Here is a 21,002-nt window from a genome sequence, read left to right as displayed (position 1 = left end):
ACTGTGATCTTTGTGGGGGTATTATACCGGTAGGATAGGCAAGGTGATTTCGAGTTGTAATCCACCTAGCTGGCTACGGCTTGCAGTGATGGTTCCGCTGTGTTGGCGAATCGCACTTTCTGTAATGGTGAGGCCAAGCCCAGTGCCACCTGAATTACGATCGCGTGCCGTTGAAACCCGGTAGAAAGGTCTGAAGATAGAGTCCAGTTCATCCTCCGGTACACCATCACCGTTGTCATTGACGCAAATCGTCAGCTGATCTTGGACAATATGGAATTGCACATCCACTTGGTCTTTACCGTAGTAGATAGCATTGCGCGTAATATTGTCTAAGGCACTCATCAGCAGCTTAGGATTCCCTGAAATAGAACGTTCTGGGATCTCTGAAAACGTCAGTAATTTACCCATCTGTTCAGCTTCAAACTCTGCATCTTTTAAGATCTCTTCCCATAAGCTCGAGATAGGCTGAACCTCACGAGTAATGTGGCTGTCGACTTGCATACGAGATAGCGTCAGTAGTTCACTGATCATTTGTTCCAGACGCTGCGCTTCGGTATCGATACGCTCTAGTTCTTGGCTCTCACCTTGCTTACGAATTGCCAGTGCATTGGCCATGCGTAGGCGAGTCAATGGCGATCGTAGTTCGTGTGAGATATCAGAAAGTAGGCGTTGTTGCCCCGAAATCATCTGGTTTACCGCTTCGACCATTTGGTTAAAGCTTTCTCCCGCTTGTCTGAATTCTGAGGTGCCTTTTTCTAGTTGGGGATCGACCTCAAATTGCCCTTTTGCTACGCGTTGCGCTGCGCGCTCTAGCCTACGTGCGGGTTGGCTCAACGCCCAAGCTAACCATAATAATAGCGGGGTACTTGCTAGCATTACCGCAAGCAATAGCTGTAAAGGCCTATCAAACAATCGCAGTAAGAATGGTGGTGGTTGGTTCCACTTTACTCCGGCATACATCAGTAATTCTTCACCCGCGAGTGTGATAGGTACAGGCCCTGCCACCATGTAGTGTCCGTACAGCTTCTGTTTTGGCACTTCAGGGTTGTCAATCGAGGTTACAAAGTTGCGAATCGCCTTAAGCTTATAGTCCGAATGTCTTTTCGACGTAAGGACGGCACCTTCAAGGTCGGTTAAATAGATACGAGCACGAGAATCCTTGCGGCTACGTGGAGCCTCAAGTTGGAACACAATTTTGCCTAGATTAGGTTCTTTGGCGTAGCGTTTTTCTGTGATTTTAGCGAGACGCTCGAGTTTATTTAGATGATCGGCAGGTACATCGCGCGCTACTCGAGGGTCTAAATGGGGAAGTGACAGCACTGACAAAAGCACCAGTAACATGGTGAACCAAAAGATAGCAAAGATACGTCCATATAAGCTGGTGATTTTAGGGATACGCATTAATCTTCCTCTACCAATAAGTAGCCACGGCCTCGCAAGGTTTTGATGCGAGCCTTACCGTCGCTGCGCTCTGGAATCTTCTTACGCAGATTGGAGATGTGCATGTCTATCGCGCGGTCAAACGCCGCCAGCCTTTTGCCTAAAACATCCAAGCTCAATGCTTCTTTGGTGATCACTTGTCCTGGGTGTTGGATGAGGTGGCTCAGCAAAGCGAATTCTGTGGTAGTGAGGTCGATAATCTGTCCATTACAATAAGCCTCTTGTTTACCAGGGAAGACTTCAATGTCTTGGTATTGAATGGTGTCGCTGGTTGATTTAGGCGCGGTGTTAGTCTGTGTTCGACGTAAGATGGCACGAATACGAGCCAGCAGTTCTCGGTCACTAAAAGGCTTTGGCAAGTAATCATCGGCGCCAAGTTCAAGGCCAATAACACGGTCGATCTCTTCGCCCTTGGCAGTCAGCATCAGTACTGGCGTCTCCCAATTTTCTCTCAGTTTCTTTAGCGTTTCCATACCGTTAAGGCGCGGCATCATCACATCCAAAAGAATCAGGTCAATCTCATCATTGATAGCGTCAAGCCCTGCATAGCCATCATTGGCTTCGGAAACAGTGAAGCCCTCAAAGCTCAGGATATCTTTAAGTAAGCTGGTTAGTTCTGTGTCGTCATCAATAAGAAGAATGTTCGCCATTGGGAAGCCTTAATCGGTTATCTACTATTTACACGTTAATAATACTGCTAATTATTCGTCAACTTTCACTCTTTACGATTCTTTACGCTTTCTAAACGTCACTTTACGAGCGAAAGACTAATCTATATCTAAGCGCTGAGAAACAGACGCAATACATGACTTATTATACCGAATTGAGGCAACAATTATGAAAATGACTAAGAAACTTGTACTAGTAGCTGCGGCACTTCCACTTATGTTAGGTACAGCGAGTGCGTTTGCGTACGGCGGTGGCGATAAAGGCGATCACAAAGGTATGCACGGTAAGTGTGGTGGCTTCGATAAGAAAGTGATGCGTCAACTAGACCTGACAGATGCTCAAAAAGCAGAACTAAAAGAGATGCGCGAAGCGAGCCGCGCTGAGATGAAAGCAAAACACTCAGGCAACAAAGCAGATAAAATGGCGCAAATGAAAGCGCACCACGAGAAAGTTCAAGATCTAGTTCTAGCTGATACATTTGATGAAGCTGCAGCAAACGACCTAGCAAGCCAAATGGTAGAAAAACAAACTGAACGTCGCGTAGCAATGCTTAAAAAACAACACCAAATGATGAGCGTACTAACGCCTGAGCAAAAGACTCAGCTGAAAGAAATCCAACAAGAGCGCATGGCGAAGTGTGCTGACAAAATGGAAAAACGCATGAACAAAGACAAGTAATTCATGGCTTGAGAAAGCCGAATTGATTGAAAGTGTTTAGAAATAAGCGGCCTAGTGCCGCTTTTTTGATCCTTAAAAATGAATGTATTACATCATGGCTGTCATATTCAATCGGTTGTTTGCGGGTTATACTTTGTGCTATCAGTCACTTTATAGCCAATTTATGAAACAAGAATATGCACGTTTAGTTACGCTCGCCGCTTGGGCTGCCACCATCATTGCCTCCATATTATTGGTTGTGAAGGTTGCTGCGTGGTGGGTGACAGGTTCAGTCAGTTTATTAGCTTCTGTGGTTGATTCGCTGTTGGATATCGCCGCTTCTGTCGTAAACCTAGTGGTGGTTCGCTACTCTCTTCAGCCTGCCGATAAAGAACATACCTTTGGTCATGGTAAGGCAGAATCTCTTGCTGCATTAGCACAAGCGATGTTTATTTCCGGTTCTGCTTGTTTCCTTATTCTTAATGGTATTGAGCGTTTTTTCCGACCGCATGAGCTGAACTCTCCTGAAATTGGTATTTATGTCAGCTTGTTCGCGATCGTAATGACCTTTGGTTTGGTTCGATTCCAAAAACATGTTGTCAACAAAACGGGCAGCCAAGCGATAGCCGCCGATTCACTGCATTATCAATCAGACCTTTATATGAATGCCGCGATCATGCTCGCGTTAGCACTGAGCTGGTTTGGCATTGGTCAAGCGGACTCGGTATTCGCGATTGGTATCGGTATCTACATTCTTTACAGTGCCTACCAAATGGCAACAGAAGCCATTCAATCTTTGCTTGATAGAAAGCTGCCAGATGAAGAATTAAAACAGATTAAAGAAACATCGTTGAGTGTGGAAGGTGTGCTTGGTGTACATCAACTAAGAACGCGCCGTTCAGGGCCTGTTCGCTTCATTCAATTGCATTTAGAACTCGAAGATAATATCCCACTTATTGAAGCGCACCGCATTTCTGACGAAGTAGAAGACAAGCTTATCTCCGTTTTCCCTGATGCTGATGTATTAATTCATCAAGACCCGTATTCGGTCGTATTTGGACCCGAGAAGCAGCAGAAATTTCACTCATGGTAGGCGAGCTAAAAAGGGTTGGTAAATGGTAAGTAGGTGGCTTTTGAACTAAAGTGAGTAAAAATTACTAATTCTTCGGTGATTCAAAAATCACCTTAGTAACAATTAATGTTGATTCTGATGTGAATCAACAAAGTTACTGAGTAAAACTGTAATACTCTTACAGAAGTAGAAATGTTACATAATTTTACGCGATTTAAGTGCTATTCCTATTGAGGAAATGTAACATAACGCACAAATATAGATTTAAAATCTTGTTGATATACAATCAGCAAGAATAAGAATTGAATAATAGATTCCCAAAAATCGAGGGTGAGCATGATTAAGAAGATCGGTGTTTTGACCAGTGGTGGTGACGCTCCAGGCATGAACGCAGCAGTTCGTGGTGTAGTTCGTACTGCGCTATCAGTTGGCATTGAAGTTTACGGCATTTACGATGGCTACCAAGGCCTTGTTGAAGACCGTATCGAAAAGCTTGACCGTTCAAGCGTATCTGACGTGATCAACCGTGGTGGTACTTTCTTAGGTTCTGCACGTTTCCCTGAGTTTAAAGACGTAGCTGTTCGTGAGAAAGGCATCGAGAACCTTAAGAAGCACGGTATCGAAGCACTAGTTGTTATCGGTGGTGACGGTTCTTACATGGGTGCTAAGAAACTGACTGAGATGGGTTACCCATGTATCGGTCTTCCAGGCACAATCGATAACGATATCGCCGGTACTGACTACACAATCGGCTACCTAACAGCGCTTAACACTGTTATCGATTCAATCGACCGTCTACGTGACACGTCTTCTTCTCACCAACGTATTTCTATTGTTGAAATCATGGGCCGTCACTGTGGTGACCTTACGCTTATGTCAGCAATCGCAGGCGGTTGTGAGTACATCATTACCCCTGAAACTGGTCTAGACAAAGATCAGCTAATCAACAATATCCAAGATGGTATTGCGAAAGGTAAGAAGCACGCAATCATTGCTTTAACTGAGCTAATGATGGACGCGAACGAACTAGCGAAAGAGATCGAATCTTCAACTGGTCGTGAAACTCGCGCAACGGTTCTTGGTCACATCCAACGTGGCGGTCGTCCAACTGCATTTGACCGCGTATTGGCTTCTCGCATGGGTAACTATGCTGTCCACCTTCTTCAAGAAGGTCACGGTGGTCGCTGTGTTGGTATCGAGAAAGAAGCGCTTGTGCACCACGACATCATCGATTGCATCGAGAACATGCAGAACCCAGACCGTTCTGAGTTGTTCCGCGTTGCAGAAGAGTTGTTCTAAGCCACGCTTAGTGTTCGCTTAAAAATATAAAAAACCGCTGATTTATCAGCGGTTTTTTTGTGCCTGTCACTTGGCTTTAAAGCTTGAACCTCAAACGATAGGCAATAAAAAGGCCAACCTAAGTTGACCTTTCATTCAATCTAAACAGTGACGTTTAAATTAAGCTTTTGCTTCAGCTGCTGCTTTAGCGATAGCTGCGAAGCTTTTCGCGTCTAGCGCTGCGCCGCCAACTAGAGCACCGTCGATGTCTGGTTGTGCGAAGTAAGCTGCTGCGTTTTCTGGTTTAACAGAACCGCCGTATTGGATAACAACTTTCTTAGCAACGTCTTCAGATTTCTCTGCGATGTGTGCACGGATTTGAGCGTGGATGCGTTGTGCATCTTCAGCTGTAGCTGCTTTACCAGTACCGATAGCCCAGATTGGTTCGTAAGCGATGATAGCGCCTTCAAGAGCTTCAACACCTTGAGTGTTGATAACAGCGTCAAGTTGACGAGCACATACAGCAACAGTTTCGCCTGCTTCGTTTTGTGCATCAGACTCACCGATACAAAGAACTGGAGTTAGGCCGTTCTCTTTTAGGAATGCGAATTTCTTAGCAACGAATTCGTCAGACTCAGCGTGGTATTCACGACGCTCAGAGTGACCGATAATGATGTGAGATGCGCCGAACTCTTTAAGCATTGCTGGAGACATGTCGCCAGTGAATGCACCGCTGTTGTTTAGGTCAGAGTTTTGAGCACCTAGGATGATTGCGCTGCCAGCTTCAGTAAGCGTACGCTCAGCAAGGTCAACGAAAAGTGCTGGTGGAGCAACTGCAACGTCTACGCCTGTAACGCCTTCAAGTTCAGCGTTAAGACCGTTTAGTAGATCAACAACCATTTCTTTGCTGCCGTTTAGTTTCCAGTTACCCATAACTACAGGATGACGCATAGGAATATCTCCAAAGTATTTAAATAAATCGAATGTAAAAAAGTAAACTTTATTACGAAATAATATAACAGAATAATATCAACAGATCATGACTGTGGTCATGACTTTCTTGGATCTTACTCAATGGTCAGAGTAGATTTTGAGCAAATATCAGTGATCCGGCAGACAGAATAATAGCTAACTTCTCGGATTTTTCATCGTTAGTTGCTATTAAGGGACAAACGATTGCGTTAACAATAGGAAGTAATAATGCCGAATCTAGTTCTAGAGTACTCAAATTCAGTGGATGAGCGAGTGAATATCCAAGGTTTACTGGAAGACCTTCATCAAGTTACATTAAACTGTGGCTTGTTTGATGTGCCTTCTGTTAAGTCTCGCTCACTGCGTTGTCATAACTGGTTGGTCGGTGATGAAGAAGACAATGTGGATTTTGTTCATATTAGCTTCGAGTTACTTTCAGGACGTACCGAAGAACAGAAAAGAGAATTGTCGCGTTTGTTGATGCAAACCCTACAAGAACAGGCAAGCCATATCCGTAGCCTAACGGTCAACATACGAGATATGGATAAAAGTTGCTTTCAGAAAGTGATGAATTAGCTTAAAAGAATCAACTAACTAAAAGTGATTAACTGACTATTTACTGCTAACTTTTTGGTAGTGTATTAATTTTTTGAGTATTTAAGATGTCGATGAAAGATTTACTGCTCTCTTTCAAGGGGAGAATTGGTCGTAAGACTTACTGGATTTGGAATATTTTCTACTATATCGCGATTACTGGTTTTGCTACCGGTATCTCGGTTTTGTTCCCAGCATACTCCTATCTCCTGTTACCAATCTTCCTTCTATTACTTGTTATTCCAGATCTTGCCGTTACCGCTAAGCGCTGGCATGACCGCAACAAGTCGAACTACTGGCTATTGCTGAATGTACCGCTCGTACTCGGGCGACTTGCATCACCTATGGCAGCTACTACGACAGAGCCAGTATCGCCTATTCACATGGTGGCAACGGTTGCTGCACTAGTGTGTGGTTTGTGGATCTTGGTAGAATGCGGTTTGATGAAAGGCACTGAAGGCCGCAATGATTACGGTGAAGACCCAGTTTAAAGGTTGAATGATTGATAAGTAAGAAGGGAGCCTTGTGCTCCTTTCTTCTTTTTAAGGCATTTTTCTTTCAATGTGTTTTTGTCGCTAATACATTTCAACAGTTAGTACATTTTAACGGTTAGTATATTTCAACAGTTAGTACATTTTTGGATCTGTATTTGGCCTGAAAGGCACGACATTTTCAGGCAGAGGCTCTTCAAAACTGCAACGACCTTGAAGCGCGTCTTGGAACTTACACACTTGGCAGCTTAATTCTTGCATCAGCACGACATTGGCATGATGCGGGTTTTTACAACGACTAACCACTAAGTCTATGTGGCTCTGTTGGGCTCGAAGCCTGTCTTGCATGGTTTCAGAGGACGAACAGATCATCTGTTCGCACATCTCATGTTTAAATTGATTGAATGCTTTTGGATCGCTTTTCGCGAGTTGGACCAGTTCATCAAAAGGGGGCAGTTTTTGATTGGGCTGTGGATGTGCCATGATTCCTTCCTTAGCATTAAGCATGTTTCATATGCTTTAAGCTTAAGAAAGAAATTTGTACAAATTTTAATCTATTGGTGTTTTCTCAATATTGAGACGGCATCGACAGCTTATCGTTAGATAATCGGCCTTGGCATTATGATACAAGCGTGGGTGTTAAAGTATAAGTACAACGACGTTCGCCAGTAATGATGTGCTCAGTGCGGCTCACATGACATTCATCTTTGAGTAATTCTTTGAAAACATTGAGCTCAGATTGGCACAGGCTGGGGCAGCGAGTCGCAGCCTTGCAGATAGGGCAGTGGTTCTCGATCAAGATGTAGTGATCGTCATGCTCTTGAAGTTCAGCCATGTAGCCTTCGTCTTCACGCAGCTGGGTGAGTTTTTTAAGCTTGCTGATCAGCGAGTCACAATCAGAGAGCGCGGTTTGATATTGCTTAAGGGTGTGTTGTTCGCGCTCGGCCGCAACCTTAGCTAACCCCTCTTTACCAAACAGATTCTCGACAGCGTCGATCACTTGAATGGTGAGTTCACCGTGTCGATCTGAAAATTGACCATGGCCTTGTTGAGTCAGGGACCAGTGGCGAGTCGGGCGACCCACTTTTACTTTAACATCATGAAACGCAAGAATGCCGTCATCTTCCAGACTTTGCAGATGTTGCCTTGCACCCATTGTCGTCATGCCAAATTCTTCTGACAGTTGTTTCGCGGTTACCGCGCCTTGACGCTTAATGGTCTGTAAGATTTTGTCGCTTGTTTTCATACTATCTCTACCTAATGAACCTTACTATTATGAGGCAAGGTGTTTATAAAGCAAACCATTTACTATGGTGTAGGTGAAATGCACGGGTTATTGATGGCCAATAAAACAAAAGGCTGATACTTGGTATCAGCCTTCGCGTGTTCTGTTGGACCTAGTTTAGGTCTACAGGATGTGACCGATTACTTCAGGGTCTTTACGCTCTAGGTAGTGGATAGATTTGATGCGGCGAATCGTACGGCAGCGACCACGGATAAGCAGTGTTTCTGTGGTTGCGATATTGCCTGTACGAGTAATGCCTTCTAGTAGGTCACCCTTAGTAATACCGGTTGCTGAGAATACAACGTTGTCGCTACGAGCCATGTCTTCCATCTTCAACACGATGCCCGCCGTTACGCCCATTTCAGCACAACGCTCAAGTTCAAGCTCACCGTGCTTGCGGTTCTCTTCTGTATCACCTTTTACTTCATGGCGAGGAAGCAGACGTGCGTGCATGTCGCCGTCGAGTGCGCGAATAACCGCAGCTGAAACGACACCTTCAGGTGCGCCGCCGATGCAGTACATTACGTCTACTTCGCTGTCTGGCATACACGTTAAGATAGAAGCTGCAACATCACCGTCTGGCACTGCGAATACACGAACGCCCATCGCTTGCATGTCGGCAATTACTTGATCATGACGAGGCTTGGCAAGTGTGGTTACGACTAGTGTATCGAGTGTTTTACCTAGTGCTTTTGCAATGTTTTCTAGGTTTTCTGTCAGCGGCAGTTCTAGGTCAATCACGCTTTTTGCGCCTGGGCCAACAACCAATTTTTCCATGTACATGTCAGGTGCTTTTAGGAAGCTACCTTTTTCGCCAGCAGCCAATACAGCCAATGCATTTGATTGGCCCATTGCTGTCATGCGTGTCCCTTCAATTGGGTCAACGGCGATATCTACTGCATCACCACCAATACCGACGTTTTCGCCGATGTATAGCATAGGTGCATCATCGATTTCACCTTCGCCAATAACGATCTCGCCGCTAATTTCGGTTTTGTTCAGTAGACTACGCATTACTTCTACAGCAGCGCCATCTGCAGCGTTTTTATCGCCGCGGCCTAGCCACTTGTAACCAGCTAGTGCTGCACCTTCAGTGACACGAGAGAATGACATTGCTAAATCGCGTTTCATGCGGACTCCAAAATTTTCAAAGGGGGAATAGAAATTTCGCGGCGAATTTTACCATATCCCAAAGGAAACGTTTGCCTTTTTGTTTTTTGGGGATTGCTCTCGATCAATTTGCAGGTGAAAACAGGTAATATTCATCAAAATAATCAGTCTGTTGTCGCGGTCGTAATAATTCACGTCAATATTCGGTAAAAAGCGCTGTTTTTTTCATCGAATGGCGCAAAATATCGAATATATAGAGTGTTTATCCTTGCTCTGCTGAGTAGAATGGGGAAATAAGTGGAGTAGACCTTCACCATCAAACGGATAACTTAAAGGTAGGCCAGAATGTCTTTTGAAGTACTAGAGCAGCTAGAAGCAAAAATTCAAACAGCAGTAGATACAATTGCACTTCTTCAAATGGAAGTGGAAGAGCTTAAAGAAGAGAAAGAAGCGCTAGCAACAGAAGCTGGTGAGCTAAAAGCAAGCCGTCACGAGCTAGAGCAAAAAACTCAGCAAATGCAGGAAGAGCATTCAGCGTGGCAAGATCGCATCCGTAACCTTCTTGGTAAAATGGATGACGTAGAGTAATTGACTCTTCAGATTTAAAAAAACGCCCGCTACTGAGTAGCGGGCGTTTTTGTTTGTATTCTTATGCTTCGTGTTCTTATGGTTTGTTTTATTATTTGAAGCTGAGTGAGTTACTCGACCTCTTCTTCAACATCCAAATCAAGTTCAACATCCAAAGGCTCTGCCGAAAGAATAATACCCGTATTGTCTGCGTAGAGATAATCTTCCGGTAAGAAAGTCACGCTGCCAAAGTTCACAGGTACATCCAATTCGCCGACACCTTCTTGGCTCGCACCAACAGGAATAGAGGCTAAGGCTTGGATTCCTAGGTTCATGTCTTCAAGCTCATCGACTTCACGAACGCAGCCGTAAACCACAATACCTTCCCACTCATTGTCTTCGGCAAGTAGGGCAATCTCAGCATCGATCAGCGCTTTGCGTAGTGAGCCGCCACCATCGATTAACAACACACGTCCCAGACCATCTTGCTCTAATACGGAGCGAATCAAAGCATTGTCTTCAAAACACTTTAATGTCGTGACTTTTCCTGCGAAGGATGCACGTCCACCGAAGTTGCTGAACATTGGCTCTACGACATCAACTTGATCCAAATATATGTCGCACAGTGCTGAAGTGTTGTATTCCATTAGTATACCTTTTGAACAATGAGCTTACTTTGAGTATATCGGTGCTTGATCCCTTTGCAATGATTAGTCTTAATTAACTCAATAGAGTTTGAGCTACGACAACCCCTGCAAACAATAGGTTAGTGACCAGTGAGCATTTCACAATCACTGGCATCATTGGTGCAATCTGCGCTGGTTTTTCGGTTTCCCAAACGGCCTTGCCATGTTTGTAAACAATAACAATGCTTAATAAAAACGGCAGGCTGATCCAGACCGGTTTTTCTTGAATAAGTAGGTAGATAGCGAAAGAAGCAAGGGCGAGCCCAAGCAGTGCAAAATGATAGTGCTTGGCTTTGCGCTGTCCTAGGCGAACAGCCATGGTGCGCTTGCCACATTCGCTATCATTTTCGATGTCACGCATGTTGTTGATGTTAAGTACCGCAACCGCCATCAGTCCGCAACCTAAGGCCGGTAGAAATAGGCTTGGCTCAACATGACCAGTGTGTAAGAAGTATGTGCCTGAAACGCCTAACAAACCGAAGAAGATAAATACCGACAAGTCACCAAGGCCAATATAACCATAAGGTTTATTTCCCACTGTGTAAGCGATGGCAGCCATTATGGCTAATACGCCTAACGCGATAAAAGACAAGATGCTTTCAATCGAGCTTAAGGCGTGAAAAATAAGAATCAGCCCTGCAATTACGGTGAACACTATGTTGAGGATGATGGCTTGCTTCATGGTTTTCGCGGTCACCGCGCCAGATTGCATTGCACGTGTTGGCCCTAGGCGGTTTTCGTTGTCTGTACCTTTTACTGCATCGCCATAATCATTGGCTAGGTTCGACAGGATCTGTAACAAGGTGGCCGTTAAAAACGCCAGTAGGGCTATTGATAGAGAAAACTGACCGCCGGCGAACGCTAAACTACTTCCTGTAAGAATAGAGACGAGTGCGAGAGGCAGAGTTTTTGGTCGTGCGGCATCAAGCCAAATCAGTAGAGATTGTTTCATCGTAGGTCTAATTCTTTGTAAGTCTTCGTTTCAAACTGTGATTTGAGTATACGCCCATTTTTCGGGTAATAAAAAGCCCACTCGAAAGTGGGCCTTGAATTCGCTTATTAGCTGCTATTTCTTTGAGATAGAGCAATAAGTTGGAGTTTCCTGTGCTACAGGATGAAGCGACTTAGGTCTTCGTCTTCTACGAGCTCGCCAAGCTTAGATATTACATAAGCTTCATCAATCATCAACTTGCTGCCTGCTCGGTCTGTTGCGTCGAATGAAATCTCATCCATCAAGCGCTCCATGACTGTGTGTAGACGACGCGCACCGATGTTTTCAGTGGTTTCGTTCACACGCCATGCTGCGTCAGCAATTTGGTTGATGCCATCTTCAGTGAACTCAATACCGACATCTTCTGTTTTCATCAGGGCAATGTACTGTTCTGTCAGTGATGCCTTTGGCTCAGTAAGAATACGTTTGAAGTCATGTGCAGAAAGCGCTTCAAGTTCAACACGGATTGGCAGACGACCTTGCAGTTCAGGGATCAGGTCTGATGGCTTAGCCACTTGGAATGCACCTGAAGTGATAAACAAGATGTGGTCAGTTTTAACCATACCGTGCTTCGTTGATACTGTGCTGCCTTCGATAAGAGGAAGCAGGTCACGTTGAACACCTTCACGAGATACGTCTGGACCTGAGCTGTCGCCACGTTTACAGATTTTGTCGATCTCATCGATGAATACGATGCCGTTGTTTTCAGCGTTGAAGATCGCGCTCTCTTTTAGCTCTTCCTGGTTCACAAGCTTCGCAGCTTCTTCTTCAGTCAGTGCTTTGAATGCGTCTTTGATTTTCATCTTACGCTTTTTCTTGGTGTCGCCAGCGAGGTTTTGGAACATACCTTGCAGCTGGTTAGTCATCTCTTCCATGCCTGGAGGTGACATGATTTCAACGCCCATTTGCGGCGCAGCTACATCGACTTCGATCTCTTTGTCGTCTAGCTTACCTTCACGCAGTTTCTTGCGGAAAATTTGGCGAGTGTTTGAAGAGGTAGTGTCTTCAGTTGATTGCTCATTCTGACCCCAAGCATCACGTGCTGGTGGTAGAAGGGCATCAAGAATACGTTCTTCAGCTTGTTCTTCAGCGCGGTATTGTACTTTTTCCATCGCTTGTTGGTGTGTCATCTTGATCGCAACGTCCGTTAGATCACGGATAATGGTCTCAACTTCTTTACCAACGTAGCCAACTTCGGTGAACTTAGTCGCTTCTACTTTGATGAAAGGCGCGTTAGCCAGTTTCGCTAGACGGCGAGCAATTTCAGTTTTACCCACACCCGTTGGGCCAATCATCAGGATGTTTTTTGGCGAAACTTCAACACGCAGGCTTTCTTCAAGCTGCATACGACGCCAGCGGTTACGCAGAGCGATAGCCACTGAACGCTTAGCGTTGTCTTGGCCGATAATGTGGCGATTGAGTTCGTGAACAATTTCGCGAGGAGTCATCTCAGACATGGTTTTTCCTTAATTCTTTAATCACTGTTGAATACAACGTTATTGATGGAAGCGGTCGTTACTCTGGCTTTGGCAGCTCAACGGTGCTTTCTAGTTCTTCAATAGTGTGGTGATGGTTGGTGAATACACAGATATCGCCAGCAATGTTCAGCGACTTTTCTGCGATTTCACGCGCATCTAAATCAGTATTTTCTAATAGTGCAGTCGCTGCTGCTTGAGCGAAGTTACCGCCCGAACCGATCGCAATCAGGTCGTTCTCTGGTTGAACGACGTCACCGTTACCAGTAATGATCAGTGAAGCGGTTTCATCCGCTACTGCTAGCAGTGCTTCTAATTTACGTAGAGCACGGTCGCTACGCCAATCCTTCGCCAGCTCAACGGCAGCTTTGGTTAGGTGGCCTTGGTGCATTTGCAGCTTGCTTTCAAATTTTTCGAATAGCGTGAAAGCATCAGCGGTACCGCCAGCAAAACCGGCCAGTACTTTATTGTTGTATAGGCGACGTACTTTACGGGCATTGCCCTTCATTACAGTATTGCCTAGAGATACTTGTCCATCACCCGCGATGACGACTTTATTATTACGACGTACAGATACAATGGTAGTCACGAGTAGGGCCTCTTAATATTTCTTATCTTTGGGTATAAAAAGTATATGAGGATGGTGCTCGGATAATTCAAGGAAGGGCGAGTGATGTCGCGCAACTTATCGGCGGAAGTTGTAAGGAAAACTGGCTAAAGGGGATAAATAAAAGAAAACCTCCATAATGGGAGGCTTTCGGAGTTTGGTTTTCGGCTTTTGCTAAGATTAAGACTGCGACTATCGCTAAATCTAATCGGTGTCTTTCCAAATAGCGCAAGGTTCGATTTTCGCCCGTTGCAGCTTATGGCGATCGCGCTCGGCGTCACGCTTCAACTTGTATGGCCCTAGAACCACACGGTACCAGCTACTGCCGTCTTTTTTACGGATTTCACTCGAGATACCTTGGAACGCAATATCCAACTTACGTGTTTCTGCCTGTGCTGACGTTTTGTAAGCGCCACACTGCATCACGTAAGGGATCTTAGATATCTGTTGCTCTTTGGCTTTAACTTCAATCTCGCGGCTTGGTAGCGTTTCAACGTAGTCCCACTTCTCTTCAGGAGGTGGCGGAATCACTTTCGCTGGTTTTGGCTTAGGTTTTGGTTTGGTTACCACTGGAGTTGGCGGCTCAGGATCATTACTCAATAAGTAAAGTCCGTAACCAAAACCACCGGCAAGGAGGATCGCCAAAAGACCACTGCGCCATGGTTTACGGCGAGGGGCTTGTTTCTTGGTCGGTTTTTTCGCACCACGACCGCGCTTTACATAATCTCTATTAGCCACAAGACAATTCAATAGTTGATGATTCTGCTCTCATGGTAATCCAGATTGAGTGAGGATAATAGTGCAGAAATGGGAGCGGCACATCAAAATGTGCCGCGGCTTGATATCGGTATTTTGTGCTATTAAATTCGTGGTGGTGCAGTGCTGCCTCTAACGACTAATTTAGCTTCAAGCAGACGCGAACCTGCTTGCACATCGTTACCTTTCAGTAGGTCAAGCATCATCAACATTGCTTGGCGTCCAATCTCATAACGAGGCTGAGATATAGTGGTTAGCGGTGGATCGCAGTATTGAGCGAATTGGATGTCATCGAAGCCGACAATCGATAAGTCTTGAGGGACGCGTAAACCTAGCTTCTTCGCTTCTTGAATCGCGCCAATGGCCATTGCGTCGTTATGGCAGAAAATGGCGGTTGGTTGTTCAGGAAGTGCCAATAATTGACGAACCGCTTGAGCTCCCGCTTCAAAGGTGAAGTCGCCCACAGTGCTGTAAGCTGGGTTCATTGATACTCCAGCGCGGCGCAATGCTTGTTGGTAGCCTTGTTGACGGAACTTACAAAGGGTTGCAGTCGTTGGTCCTGAAATTTGAGCAATGCGTTTATGACCTAACTGAGCCAGGTAATTCACGGCTTCAAATGCAGAAGTCAGATTATCGATGTGTACGGTAGGCAGTTCAAGCTCAGGTGCGAATTCACACGCCATAACCATTGGCGGTAAATTCTTTTGCTCAGGCTTACTGACATCAAACGGATGATCGGTGCCAAGCAATAGCATACCGTCTGCTTGTTTGGTGAAGACCAAGTTAACAAATGAAGACTCACGCTTCTTTTGTTGACCACTGTCACCCAGTAGAACGAGGTAGTCATTCTCAACAGCGGCATCTTCGATACCACGAATGATTTCGGCGAAATAAGGGTCACAGATATCAGGAACAATAGTGATGATGGTTTTTGATTCGTTGCGACGTAAGTTTCTAGCTAATGTATTGGGTGAGTATCCAGCTTCAAGTACTGCTGTCTCTACTCGTTTACGAGTCGAAACTGAGACTTTCTCAGGGTTCATCAATGCACGTGATACCGTTGCGGTTGAGACGCCTGCTAGCTGGGCAACATCCTTCATTGTCGCCATAAATTAAACCCTCTTTTAAGTTCCTTTGTCGCCTCTAAGTATCTAAGGCGTGAATAATTAATACAATCGGATAGATATTGTGAAAGTGTTGCTAACACTTTTTTTATTGCAATATTTTATTCGTTTCATCCGTGTAAAGTTACGGCTAGATTAACAAAAATCACATGACTAGTGTGAGGTTGCTCACGAGAAATATGAAATATTTGTGAACAAACTTATCATTAGTTTTAACCCAAGTAGGTTTAGCTCAAATCTTGCGGCTCAATATCGAGTGACCAGCGGACTTTTTTCGCAGCGGGTAACATATTAATTGCCGGCTTCGCACTCATTAATAACTTCTGCATTAACGAACGAGTCTGAGTTTGTAGAATCAACTGCCAGCGTGATTTACCCGCTCGCTTGGCCAGTGGCGCTGGGGTGGGGCCTAGTACCATGCAATATTGGTCAAACAAGGGGTGCGATTCCAATGTATGACGAACCTGACGCAAGAACTCTTCCACCAAACGTGTGTCATTTGCTTCAGCTCGAAACAGAGTCATAAAAGTATAGGGTGGCAACATCGCTTGTTTACGCTCTGCTAATGCGGTTTGGGCAAAGTGGTTATAGTTTTTGTGTAGCAACGCTTGTAACAGACCATGTTCTGGATGGTGAGTTTGTAAGATAACTTCACCCGGCTTACTGGCACGTCCCGCTCGACCGGCGACTTGAGTGAACAACTGAGCTAATCGTTCAGAGGCGCGGAAGTCACTACTATATAAAGAGGCGTCAACATCTAATAACGCCACAAGTGTCACGTCAGGAAAGTGGTGACCTTTAGCAAGCATCTGTGTACCGATAAGAATTTGGTATTCACCTTTGCGAATCGACTCTAGTGCGTTTTCTAAGCTGCCTTTGCGGCGGGTGCTGTCTCGGTCAATACGAATGGTTTTGTATTCAGGGAATAGCTGACCAAGTTGAGCTTCTAACTGTTCGGTACCCACACCCACTGTCACTAAGTTTGCCGAACCACAACCTTGGCAATTGTGTACGATATGCTGCTGAGAACCACAGTGGTGACAGCGCATCTCATTGCTGTATTGGTGATAGGTGTAGTAGGCATCACAACGTTTACATTCCGCTGTCCAACCACAATCGTGACACATCAGTGCTGGAGAGAACCCACGGCGGTTGAGAAACAACATCACTTGGTTGCCCGCTTTGAGGTGTCTTTGCATTTCAGCAATCAAAGAAGCAGACAAGCCACTTTCTAGATATTCACCCTTCACATCCAACACTTTATTGGTGGTCGGCAGCGCGACACCCGCACGTGAGGTCAGGGTGAGGTAACTGTATTTACCGATCTGAGCGTTGTGCAGCGTTTCAAAGGCCGGAGTCGCCGAGCCTAACACAACCGGAATCTGCGCTTTATGAGCACGCATGATGGCTACATCACGAGCGTGGTAGCGTAGGCTATCTTGCTGCTTATAAGAGGCGTCGTGCTCTTCATCGACAATGATAATGCCCAGATCAGCGAAGGGGGTGAACAGAGCCGAGCGCGTACCAATCACAATGCCTGCTATTTTGTCACGTGCTGATAACCAAGCATTCAATCGTTCAGAATCGTTTAATCCAGAGTGAATCACCTCAACAGGCACATTAAAACGACGCTTAAAGCGATTAATTGTTTGTGGAGTGAGGCCTATTTCTGGTACCAAAACTAACGCTTGTTTACCTTGGTCGAGAATCGGCTTGATCATATTCAGGTAGACTTCGGTTTTACCTGAGCCGGTAACACCCTCTAACAAGAAGCAACTAAAATCGTGTTGGCTATTTACTGTCGCAATCGCGATCGCTTGCTCAGCATTGAGTTTCGGCTTGTCGTGGTCGTTTTCAAGTTCACTTGGCCACGGTTGGCGCTTTGGCTTTTTCTCTACCGATTCAATCCAACCTTTCTCTTCCAAAGTCTTAAGCACCGCGCTACCCACTTCTTCATCAATGAATTCTTGATGAGGAACAGGGCCGTGCTCAAGCATGTGCATCACCTTAGCTTGCTTAACCGCGCGACCAAAGCCTTGCATCAGTTGATCTCTGCCTGATGGGGTCAATTGCCACTCGATAAGCGTTGCGAAGTCGGCCGCTTTGCCTTTTCGTAAAGCGCTTGGCAGAGCATTCGCTAAGGTTTCACCCAATGGATACTGATAGAACTGGCTGCACCATACCAAGAGTGAGTAGACCGATTCCGGCCAAACGGGTTGGTTGTCTAATAAGGCTTTAATAGGTTTGAGCTTGTCTAGCTCGAATTCAGATTCGTTAACCAGAGCTGTAACAATACCGGTTAAGGTTTGTCGTCCAAAAGGCACAGAGACTCGTCCACCAATAATTGGGAATAGGTGGTTAGGAATCTTGTAATCGAACTGCTTGTCTAGTGGAACAGGCAGTGCCACGCGGGCAATCATTGGACGCATAAAGGGACAGCTTTATCTGAATTGACGAGAGCGAACAGTCTAATGGATAAGGGCGTTAAATTCGAGGAGCAGTTTTGATGAGCGTATCGAGTTAGCGTATGAAGAGAATGAGAGCCTGAAATCTCAGGCTGACAAAGGGAATAAAGAGGCTATTGGTGAAAAATGTATCAAATCAGTTGATCCTACCTTATAGATTCATTACTATACTGCGCCTTAAAGGTATGGCTTTATCGCAGTTTAGTGATACAGCGGTGTCTTTATTTTATTTTTTAACTACGTGTGGTGTGCGGCTTAGAATCGTATAGCGACACGGCCTACTTGAGGTTATCCCATGAAAACTGGTATCCACCCAGAATACAAAGCAGTTACTGCAACTTGTTCTTGCGGCAACACATTTGAGTTCAACTCAACGCTAGCAAAAGAATCAATTCACCTAGACGTATGTGACAAATGTCACCCGTTCTACACTGGTAAGCAACGTATCGTAGATACTGGCGGCCGTGTTGATCGCTTCAACAAGCGTTTCGGTGCTCTTTCTAGCAAGAAGTAATTCTCGCTATTTAGACATGAAAAAGGACACTTCGGTGTCCTTTTTTATTGCCTGCAATTTGAGAAAATACTGATTCCTATTCCGCCATCAGTTTATTGAAAACGACAGGTAACCCGCTTGAGTTTTGTTTCATAACTTTACCCCAATACTCTATTCTCGAAATCCGCTCGAAAGTTCAACAAGCAACAGTAATTTCAACTGCTCACTGGTCTTATTAGTAGTGAAATCTCGTTTTTTAATGAGACAGAGGCTTTAACCACCTAGGAACTTTGAAGTACATCTATTAACATGAACAAGATCCCCCAAATAATAATATCCTAGGAACCTACACCTATGTCTGAAGACAGCCGCCAAGATCAATCCTCTCAAGCGTTATCATCTGAAAAATCGTTATCGCCTCAAGAACAATTCCGTCAGCAAGCTCTTGATTACCATGAGTTCCCTATTCCAGGCAAAATTGCCGTAGAACTGACGAAGCCTGCAAACTCTGCAGAAGACCTAGCACTTGCATACAGCCCAGGCGTGGCCGAGCCTGTTCGCGAGATCGCACAGAACGTTGATAACGTTTATAAGTACACAGGTAAAGGCAACATGGTTGCAGTTATCTCTAACGGTACAGCGATTCTTGGTCTAGGTAACCTTGGCCCTATTGCTTCTAAACCTGTTATGGAAGGTAAAGCGCTACTGTTTAAGCGTTTTGCTGGTTTAGATTCTATCGATATTGAAGTAAAACACCGCACAATCGATGAGTTCGTTGATACGGTTGCGAATATCGCAGATACATTTGGCGGTATTAACCTAGAAGACATCAAAGCACCAGACTGTTTTGAGATTGAGCGTCGCCTGATTGAGCGTTGTGATGTGCCAGTATTCCACGATGACCAACACGGTACAGCGATTGTAACGGCTGCGGGTATGCTGAACGCAATTGAGCTTCAAGGTAAAAAGCTTGAAGAGTGTAAGATCGTTTGTTTAGGTGCTGGCGCTGCGGCGGTTGCTTGTATGGAACTACTGATTAAGTGTGGCGCTCAGCGTGAGAAGATCTACATGCTTGACCGTAAAGGTGTGATCCACACTCGTCGTGAAGACCTTAATGAGTACAAAGCGCTATTCGCAAATAACACGGACAAGCGCACGCTTGAAGATGTTATCGAAGGCGCTGACCTGTTCTTAGGCGTATCTGGTCCTAACCTGCTACCAGCTAAAGCTCTAACGCTAATGGCTGATAAGCCTGTTGTGTTTGCATGCTCAAACCCAGATCCAGAGATCAAGCCAGAGCTTGCACACGAAGTTCGTTCTGACCTTATCATGGGTACAGGTCGTAGCGATTACCCTAACCAAGTAAACAACGTACTTTGTTTCCCATTCATTTTCCGTGGTGCGCTTGATGTGCGTGCGAGCGAAATCAATGATGAAATGAAATTGGCTGCTGTTAAAGCAATTCGTGAACTGGCGAAAGAAGAAGTTCCGGCTGAAGTATTGGCTGCTGCGGGTGAGACTGCATTGGAGTTTGGTACAAGTTACATCATTCCCAAGCCAATGGACCCACGTTTACTGCCTCGCGTAGCAAAAGCGGTAGCAGTAGCGGCCGTTGAATCTGGCGTAGCTCGTATAGAGATGCCTGCTAATTATATGGCATAGGTACATATGCCATAGACACTGGGTGGCGTAGCCGCTTGGTATCGTTGTTTCGTTATTGAAGCGAAAAAGAATAATAAAAAACCGACTCATCAAGAGTCGGTTTTTTTATGTCTATCATTTACAGCGTGGTCATAGAAAACGTAGTGCCGCGAAGTGACAAATAAGGTTCAGTTATAGCGAATCAATATTGAAGGCAGTGACTGAGTGGTTTTTATTCTTCGTCAAACGCTTCGAATTCGATACCCATCTCTGTCATCAGCTTTTTCACTTCAGTAGGGATGTCATCTGGACGGTCTTTACGGAGATCTTCATCCGTTGGCAGTGGTTGGCCTGTGTACGCATGTAGAAAGGCTTCGCACAGTAGCTCACTGTTTGTTGCATGGCGTAGGTTATTAATCTGGCGACGAGTACGCTCGTCAGTAAGAACCTTTAACACTTTTAGAGGGATAGAAACTGTAATTTTTTTTACTTGTTCGCTTTTCTTTCCATGCTCAGCATATGGGCTTATGTATTCACCATTCCAGTCGGCCATTGCGTACCTTCATCACTTTAGTTGTTAGAATAAATTAATAGTGGTGATTTTAGCGGGATTTACTGCCATAAGCAAA

General features: G+C 45.1%; 22 protein-coding genes. 8 read left to right on the top strand and 14 right to left on the bottom strand.

Features of this window, described 5'->3' with window-relative positions:
• Positions 1-21 precede the first annotated feature (21 nt).
• Positions 22-1,401 (bottom strand): envelope stress sensor histidine kinase CpxA, encoded by a 1,380-nt coding sequence (gene cpxA / locus BCU75_RS18105; protein WP_076675495.1) that lies wholly within the window; start codon positions 1,399-1,401, stop codon positions 22-24.
• Complete coding sequence (locus BCU75_RS18100) at positions 1,401-2,090, bottom strand: response regulator (protein ID WP_102474656.1); 690 nt, start codon at positions 2,088-2,090, stop codon at positions 1,401-1,403. Before BCU75_RS18100 ends, cpxA begins: the two co-directional genes overlap by 1 nt.
• Before the next feature lie 187 nt (positions 2,091-2,277).
• Between BCU75_RS18100 and BCU75_RS18095 the strand changes: the two genes are divergently transcribed.
• From BCU75_RS18095 to pfkA, 3 genes are all read left to right on the top strand, one after another.
• Positions 2,278-2,787: a CpxP family protein gene (locus BCU75_RS18095; protein ID WP_102474655.1), complete on the top strand. Its 510-nt coding sequence runs from the start codon at positions 2,278-2,280 to the stop codon at positions 2,785-2,787.
• 163 nt (positions 2,788-2,950) lie between these two features.
• A complete protein-coding gene (gene fieF / locus BCU75_RS18090; RefSeq protein WP_102474654.1) occupies positions 2,951-3,859 on the top strand; it encodes a CDF family cation-efflux transporter FieF in 909 nt (302 codons plus the stop codon).
• 315 nt (positions 3,860-4,174) lie between these two features.
• Positions 4,175-5,137, top strand: a complete 963-nt coding sequence (gene pfkA / locus BCU75_RS18085) for a 6-phosphofructokinase (RefSeq protein WP_076675483.1) — start codon at positions 4,175-4,177, stop codon at positions 5,135-5,137.
• A 159-nt stretch (positions 5,138-5,296) separates the two neighbouring features.
• Here the strand turns inward: pfkA and tpiA are convergent, their stop codons facing one another.
• Positions 5,297-6,067: a triose-phosphate isomerase gene (gene tpiA, locus BCU75_RS18080; RefSeq protein ID WP_004729704.1), complete on the bottom strand. Its 771-nt coding sequence runs from the start codon at positions 6,065-6,067 to the stop codon at positions 5,297-5,299.
• A 249-nt stretch (positions 6,068-6,316) separates the two neighbouring features.
• Here tpiA and BCU75_RS18075 point away from each other — a divergent pair, with 249 nt between their 5' ends.
• Positions 6,317-6,664 (top strand): 5-carboxymethyl-2-hydroxymuconate Delta-isomerase, encoded by a 348-nt coding sequence (locus tag BCU75_RS18075; RefSeq protein ID WP_017077592.1) that lies wholly within the window; start codon positions 6,317-6,319, stop codon positions 6,662-6,664.
• 86 nt (positions 6,665-6,750) lie between these two features.
• Positions 6,751-7,173 carry a DUF805 domain-containing protein gene (locus BCU75_RS18070; protein ID WP_004729700.1) on the top strand — a complete coding sequence of 141 codons (423 nt, stop codon included), beginning with the start codon at positions 6,751-6,753 and terminating at the stop codon, positions 7,171-7,173.
• 135 nt (positions 7,174-7,308) lie between these two features.
• On the opposite strand, the gene BCU75_RS18065 is transcribed toward BCU75_RS18070, so the two are convergent.
• From BCU75_RS18065 to glpX, 3 genes are all read right to left on the bottom strand, one after another.
• Positions 7,309-7,656: a DUF3135 domain-containing protein gene (locus BCU75_RS18065; RefSeq protein WP_102467340.1), complete on the bottom strand. Its 348-nt coding sequence runs from the start codon at positions 7,654-7,656 to the stop codon at positions 7,309-7,311.
• 136 nt (positions 7,657-7,792) lie between these two features.
• Positions 7,793-8,419 (bottom strand): helix-turn-helix transcriptional regulator, encoded by a 627-nt coding sequence (locus BCU75_RS18060; RefSeq protein WP_102467339.1) that lies wholly within the window; start codon positions 8,417-8,419, stop codon positions 7,793-7,795.
• A gap of 162 nt (positions 8,420-8,581) precedes the next feature.
• Complete coding sequence (gene glpX, locus BCU75_RS18055; protein WP_102467338.1) at positions 8,582-9,589, bottom strand: class II fructose-bisphosphatase; 1,008 nt, start codon at positions 9,587-9,589, stop codon at positions 8,582-8,584.
• Between the two features lie 324 nt (positions 9,590-9,913).
• Between glpX and zapB the strand changes: the two genes are divergently transcribed.
• Complete coding sequence (gene zapB, locus BCU75_RS18050; RefSeq protein WP_076675476.1) at positions 9,914-10,156, top strand: cell division protein ZapB; 243 nt, start codon at positions 9,914-9,916, stop codon at positions 10,154-10,156.
• A gap of 110 nt (positions 10,157-10,266) precedes the next feature.
• On the opposite strand, the gene rraA is transcribed toward zapB, so the two are convergent.
• From rraA to priA, 7 genes are all read right to left on the bottom strand, one after another.
• The gene (rraA, locus tag BCU75_RS18045) at positions 10,267-10,782 is read right to left on the bottom strand and encodes a ribonuclease E activity regulator RraA (RefSeq protein ID WP_102474653.1); all 516 of its coding nucleotides are present in this window, start codon (positions 10,780-10,782) and stop codon (positions 10,267-10,269) included.
• 73 nt (positions 10,783-10,855) lie between these two features.
• Entirely contained in the window at positions 10,856-11,773 is a 918-nt protein-coding gene (locus tag BCU75_RS18040) for a 1,4-dihydroxy-2-naphthoate polyprenyltransferase (protein WP_102474652.1), read from the bottom strand.
• 155 nt (positions 11,774-11,928) lie between these two features.
• On the bottom strand, positions 11,929-13,269 hold the full coding sequence (gene hslU / locus BCU75_RS18035; RefSeq protein ID WP_076675470.1) for an HslU--HslV peptidase ATPase subunit: 1,341 nt from the start codon (positions 13,267-13,269) through the stop codon (positions 11,929-11,931).
• Positions 13,270-13,327: 58 nt separating this feature from the next.
• Positions 13,328-13,876 carry an ATP-dependent protease subunit HslV gene (gene hslV, locus BCU75_RS18030; protein ID WP_004729692.1) on the bottom strand — a complete coding sequence of 183 codons (549 nt, stop codon included), beginning with the start codon at positions 13,874-13,876 and terminating at the stop codon, positions 13,328-13,330.
• A 222-nt stretch (positions 13,877-14,098) separates the two neighbouring features.
• Positions 14,099-14,632, bottom strand: coding sequence for a cell division protein FtsN (gene ftsN, locus BCU75_RS18025; protein WP_102474651.1), 534 nt, complete (start codon positions 14,630-14,632; stop codon positions 14,099-14,101).
• A gap of 122 nt (positions 14,633-14,754) precedes the next feature.
• On the bottom strand, positions 14,755-15,759 hold the full coding sequence (cytR, locus tag BCU75_RS18020) for a DNA-binding transcriptional regulator CytR (protein WP_017104632.1): 1,005 nt from the start codon (positions 15,757-15,759) through the stop codon (positions 14,755-14,757).
• A gap of 242 nt (positions 15,760-16,001) precedes the next feature.
• Complete coding sequence (gene priA / locus BCU75_RS18015; RefSeq protein ID WP_102474650.1) at positions 16,002-18,203, bottom strand: primosomal protein N'; 2,202 nt, start codon at positions 18,201-18,203, stop codon at positions 16,002-16,004.
• 331 nt (positions 18,204-18,534) lie between these two features.
• On the opposite strand from priA, the gene rpmE reads away from it, so the two are divergent.
• Positions 18,535-18,753, top strand: a complete 219-nt coding sequence (gene rpmE / locus BCU75_RS18010) for a 50S ribosomal protein L31 (RefSeq protein WP_017073726.1) — start codon at positions 18,535-18,537, stop codon at positions 18,751-18,753.
• 333 nt (positions 18,754-19,086) lie between these two features.
• The gene (locus tag BCU75_RS18005; protein ID WP_102467332.1) at positions 19,087-20,394 is read left to right on the top strand and encodes a malic enzyme-like NAD(P)-binding protein; all 1,308 of its coding nucleotides are present in this window, start codon (positions 19,087-19,089) and stop codon (positions 20,392-20,394) included.
• A gap of 211 nt (positions 20,395-20,605) precedes the next feature.
• Here the strand turns inward: BCU75_RS18005 and metJ are convergent, their stop codons facing one another.
• Positions 20,606-20,926, bottom strand: coding sequence for a met regulon transcriptional regulator MetJ (metJ, locus tag BCU75_RS18000; RefSeq protein ID WP_004729686.1), 321 nt, complete (start codon positions 20,924-20,926; stop codon positions 20,606-20,608).
• Positions 20,927-21,002 lie beyond the last annotated feature (76 nt).

It is taken from the genome of Vibrio splendidus (assembly GCF_002873455.1).
Lineage (GTDB): Bacteria > Pseudomonadota > Gammaproteobacteria > Enterobacterales > Vibrionaceae > Vibrio > Vibrio splendidus_J.
This window is presented reverse-complemented; position numbering and strand designations above follow the sequence as displayed.

Bases quoted from the DNA above. Each gene is read 5' to 3' on its own strand.
- BCU75_RS18070 (WP_004729700.1), top strand. From the start codon at position 6,751: ATGTCGATGAAAGATTTACTGCTCTCTTTCAAGGGGAGAATTGGTCGT.
- BCU75_RS18060 (WP_102467339.1), bottom strand. From the start codon at position 8,419: ATGAAAACAAGCGACAAAATCTTACAGACCATTAAGCGTCAAGGCGCG.
- metJ (WP_004729686.1), bottom strand. From the start codon at position 20,926: ATGGCCGACTGGAATGGTGAATACATAAGCCCATATGCTGAGCATGGA.
- rpmE (WP_017073726.1), top strand. From the start codon at position 18,535: ATGAAAACTGGTATCCACCCAGAATACAAAGCAGTTACTGCAACTTGT.
- cytR (WP_017104632.1), bottom strand. From the start codon at position 15,759: ATGGCGACAATGAAGGATGTTGCCCAGCTAGCAGGCGTCTCAACCGCA.
- fieF (WP_102474654.1), top strand. From the start codon at position 2,951: ATGAAACAAGAATATGCACGTTTAGTTACGCTCGCCGCTTGGGCTGCC.
- BCU75_RS18005 (WP_102467332.1), top strand. From the start codon at position 19,087: ATGTCTGAAGACAGCCGCCAAGATCAATCCTCTCAAGCGTTATCATCT.
- zapB (WP_076675476.1), top strand. From the start codon at position 9,914: ATGTCTTTTGAAGTACTAGAGCAGCTAGAAGCAAAAATTCAAACAGCA.
- BCU75_RS18040 (WP_102474652.1), bottom strand. From the start codon at position 11,773: ATGAAACAATCTCTACTGATTTGGCTTGATGCCGCACGACCAAAAACT.
- cpxA (WP_076675495.1), bottom strand. From the start codon at position 1,401: ATGCGTATCCCTAAAATCACCAGCTTATATGGACGTATCTTTGCTATC.
- pfkA (WP_076675483.1), top strand. From the start codon at position 4,175: ATGATTAAGAAGATCGGTGTTTTGACCAGTGGTGGTGACGCTCCAGGC.
- priA (WP_102474650.1), bottom strand. From the start codon at position 18,203: ATGCGTCCAATGATTGCCCGCGTGGCACTGCCTGTTCCACTAGACAAG.
- glpX (WP_102467338.1), bottom strand. From the start codon at position 9,589: ATGAAACGCGATTTAGCAATGTCATTCTCTCGTGTCACTGAAGGTGCA.
- BCU75_RS18065 (WP_102467340.1), bottom strand. From the start codon at position 7,656: ATGGCACATCCACAGCCCAATCAAAAACTGCCCCCTTTTGATGAACTG.
- BCU75_RS18100 (WP_102474656.1), bottom strand. From the start codon at position 2,090: ATGGCGAACATTCTTCTTATTGATGACGACACAGAACTAACCAGCTTA.
- BCU75_RS18095 (WP_102474655.1), top strand. From the start codon at position 2,278: ATGAAAATGACTAAGAAACTTGTACTAGTAGCTGCGGCACTTCCACTT.
- hslU (WP_076675470.1), bottom strand. From the start codon at position 13,269: ATGTCTGAGATGACTCCTCGCGAAATTGTTCACGAACTCAATCGCCAC.
- rraA (WP_102474653.1), bottom strand. From the start codon at position 10,782: ATGGAATACAACACTTCAGCACTGTGCGACATATATTTGGATCAAGTT.
- BCU75_RS18075 (WP_017077592.1), top strand. From the start codon at position 6,317: ATGCCGAATCTAGTTCTAGAGTACTCAAATTCAGTGGATGAGCGAGTG.
- tpiA (WP_004729704.1), bottom strand. From the start codon at position 6,067: ATGCGTCATCCTGTAGTTATGGGTAACTGGAAACTAAACGGCAGCAAA.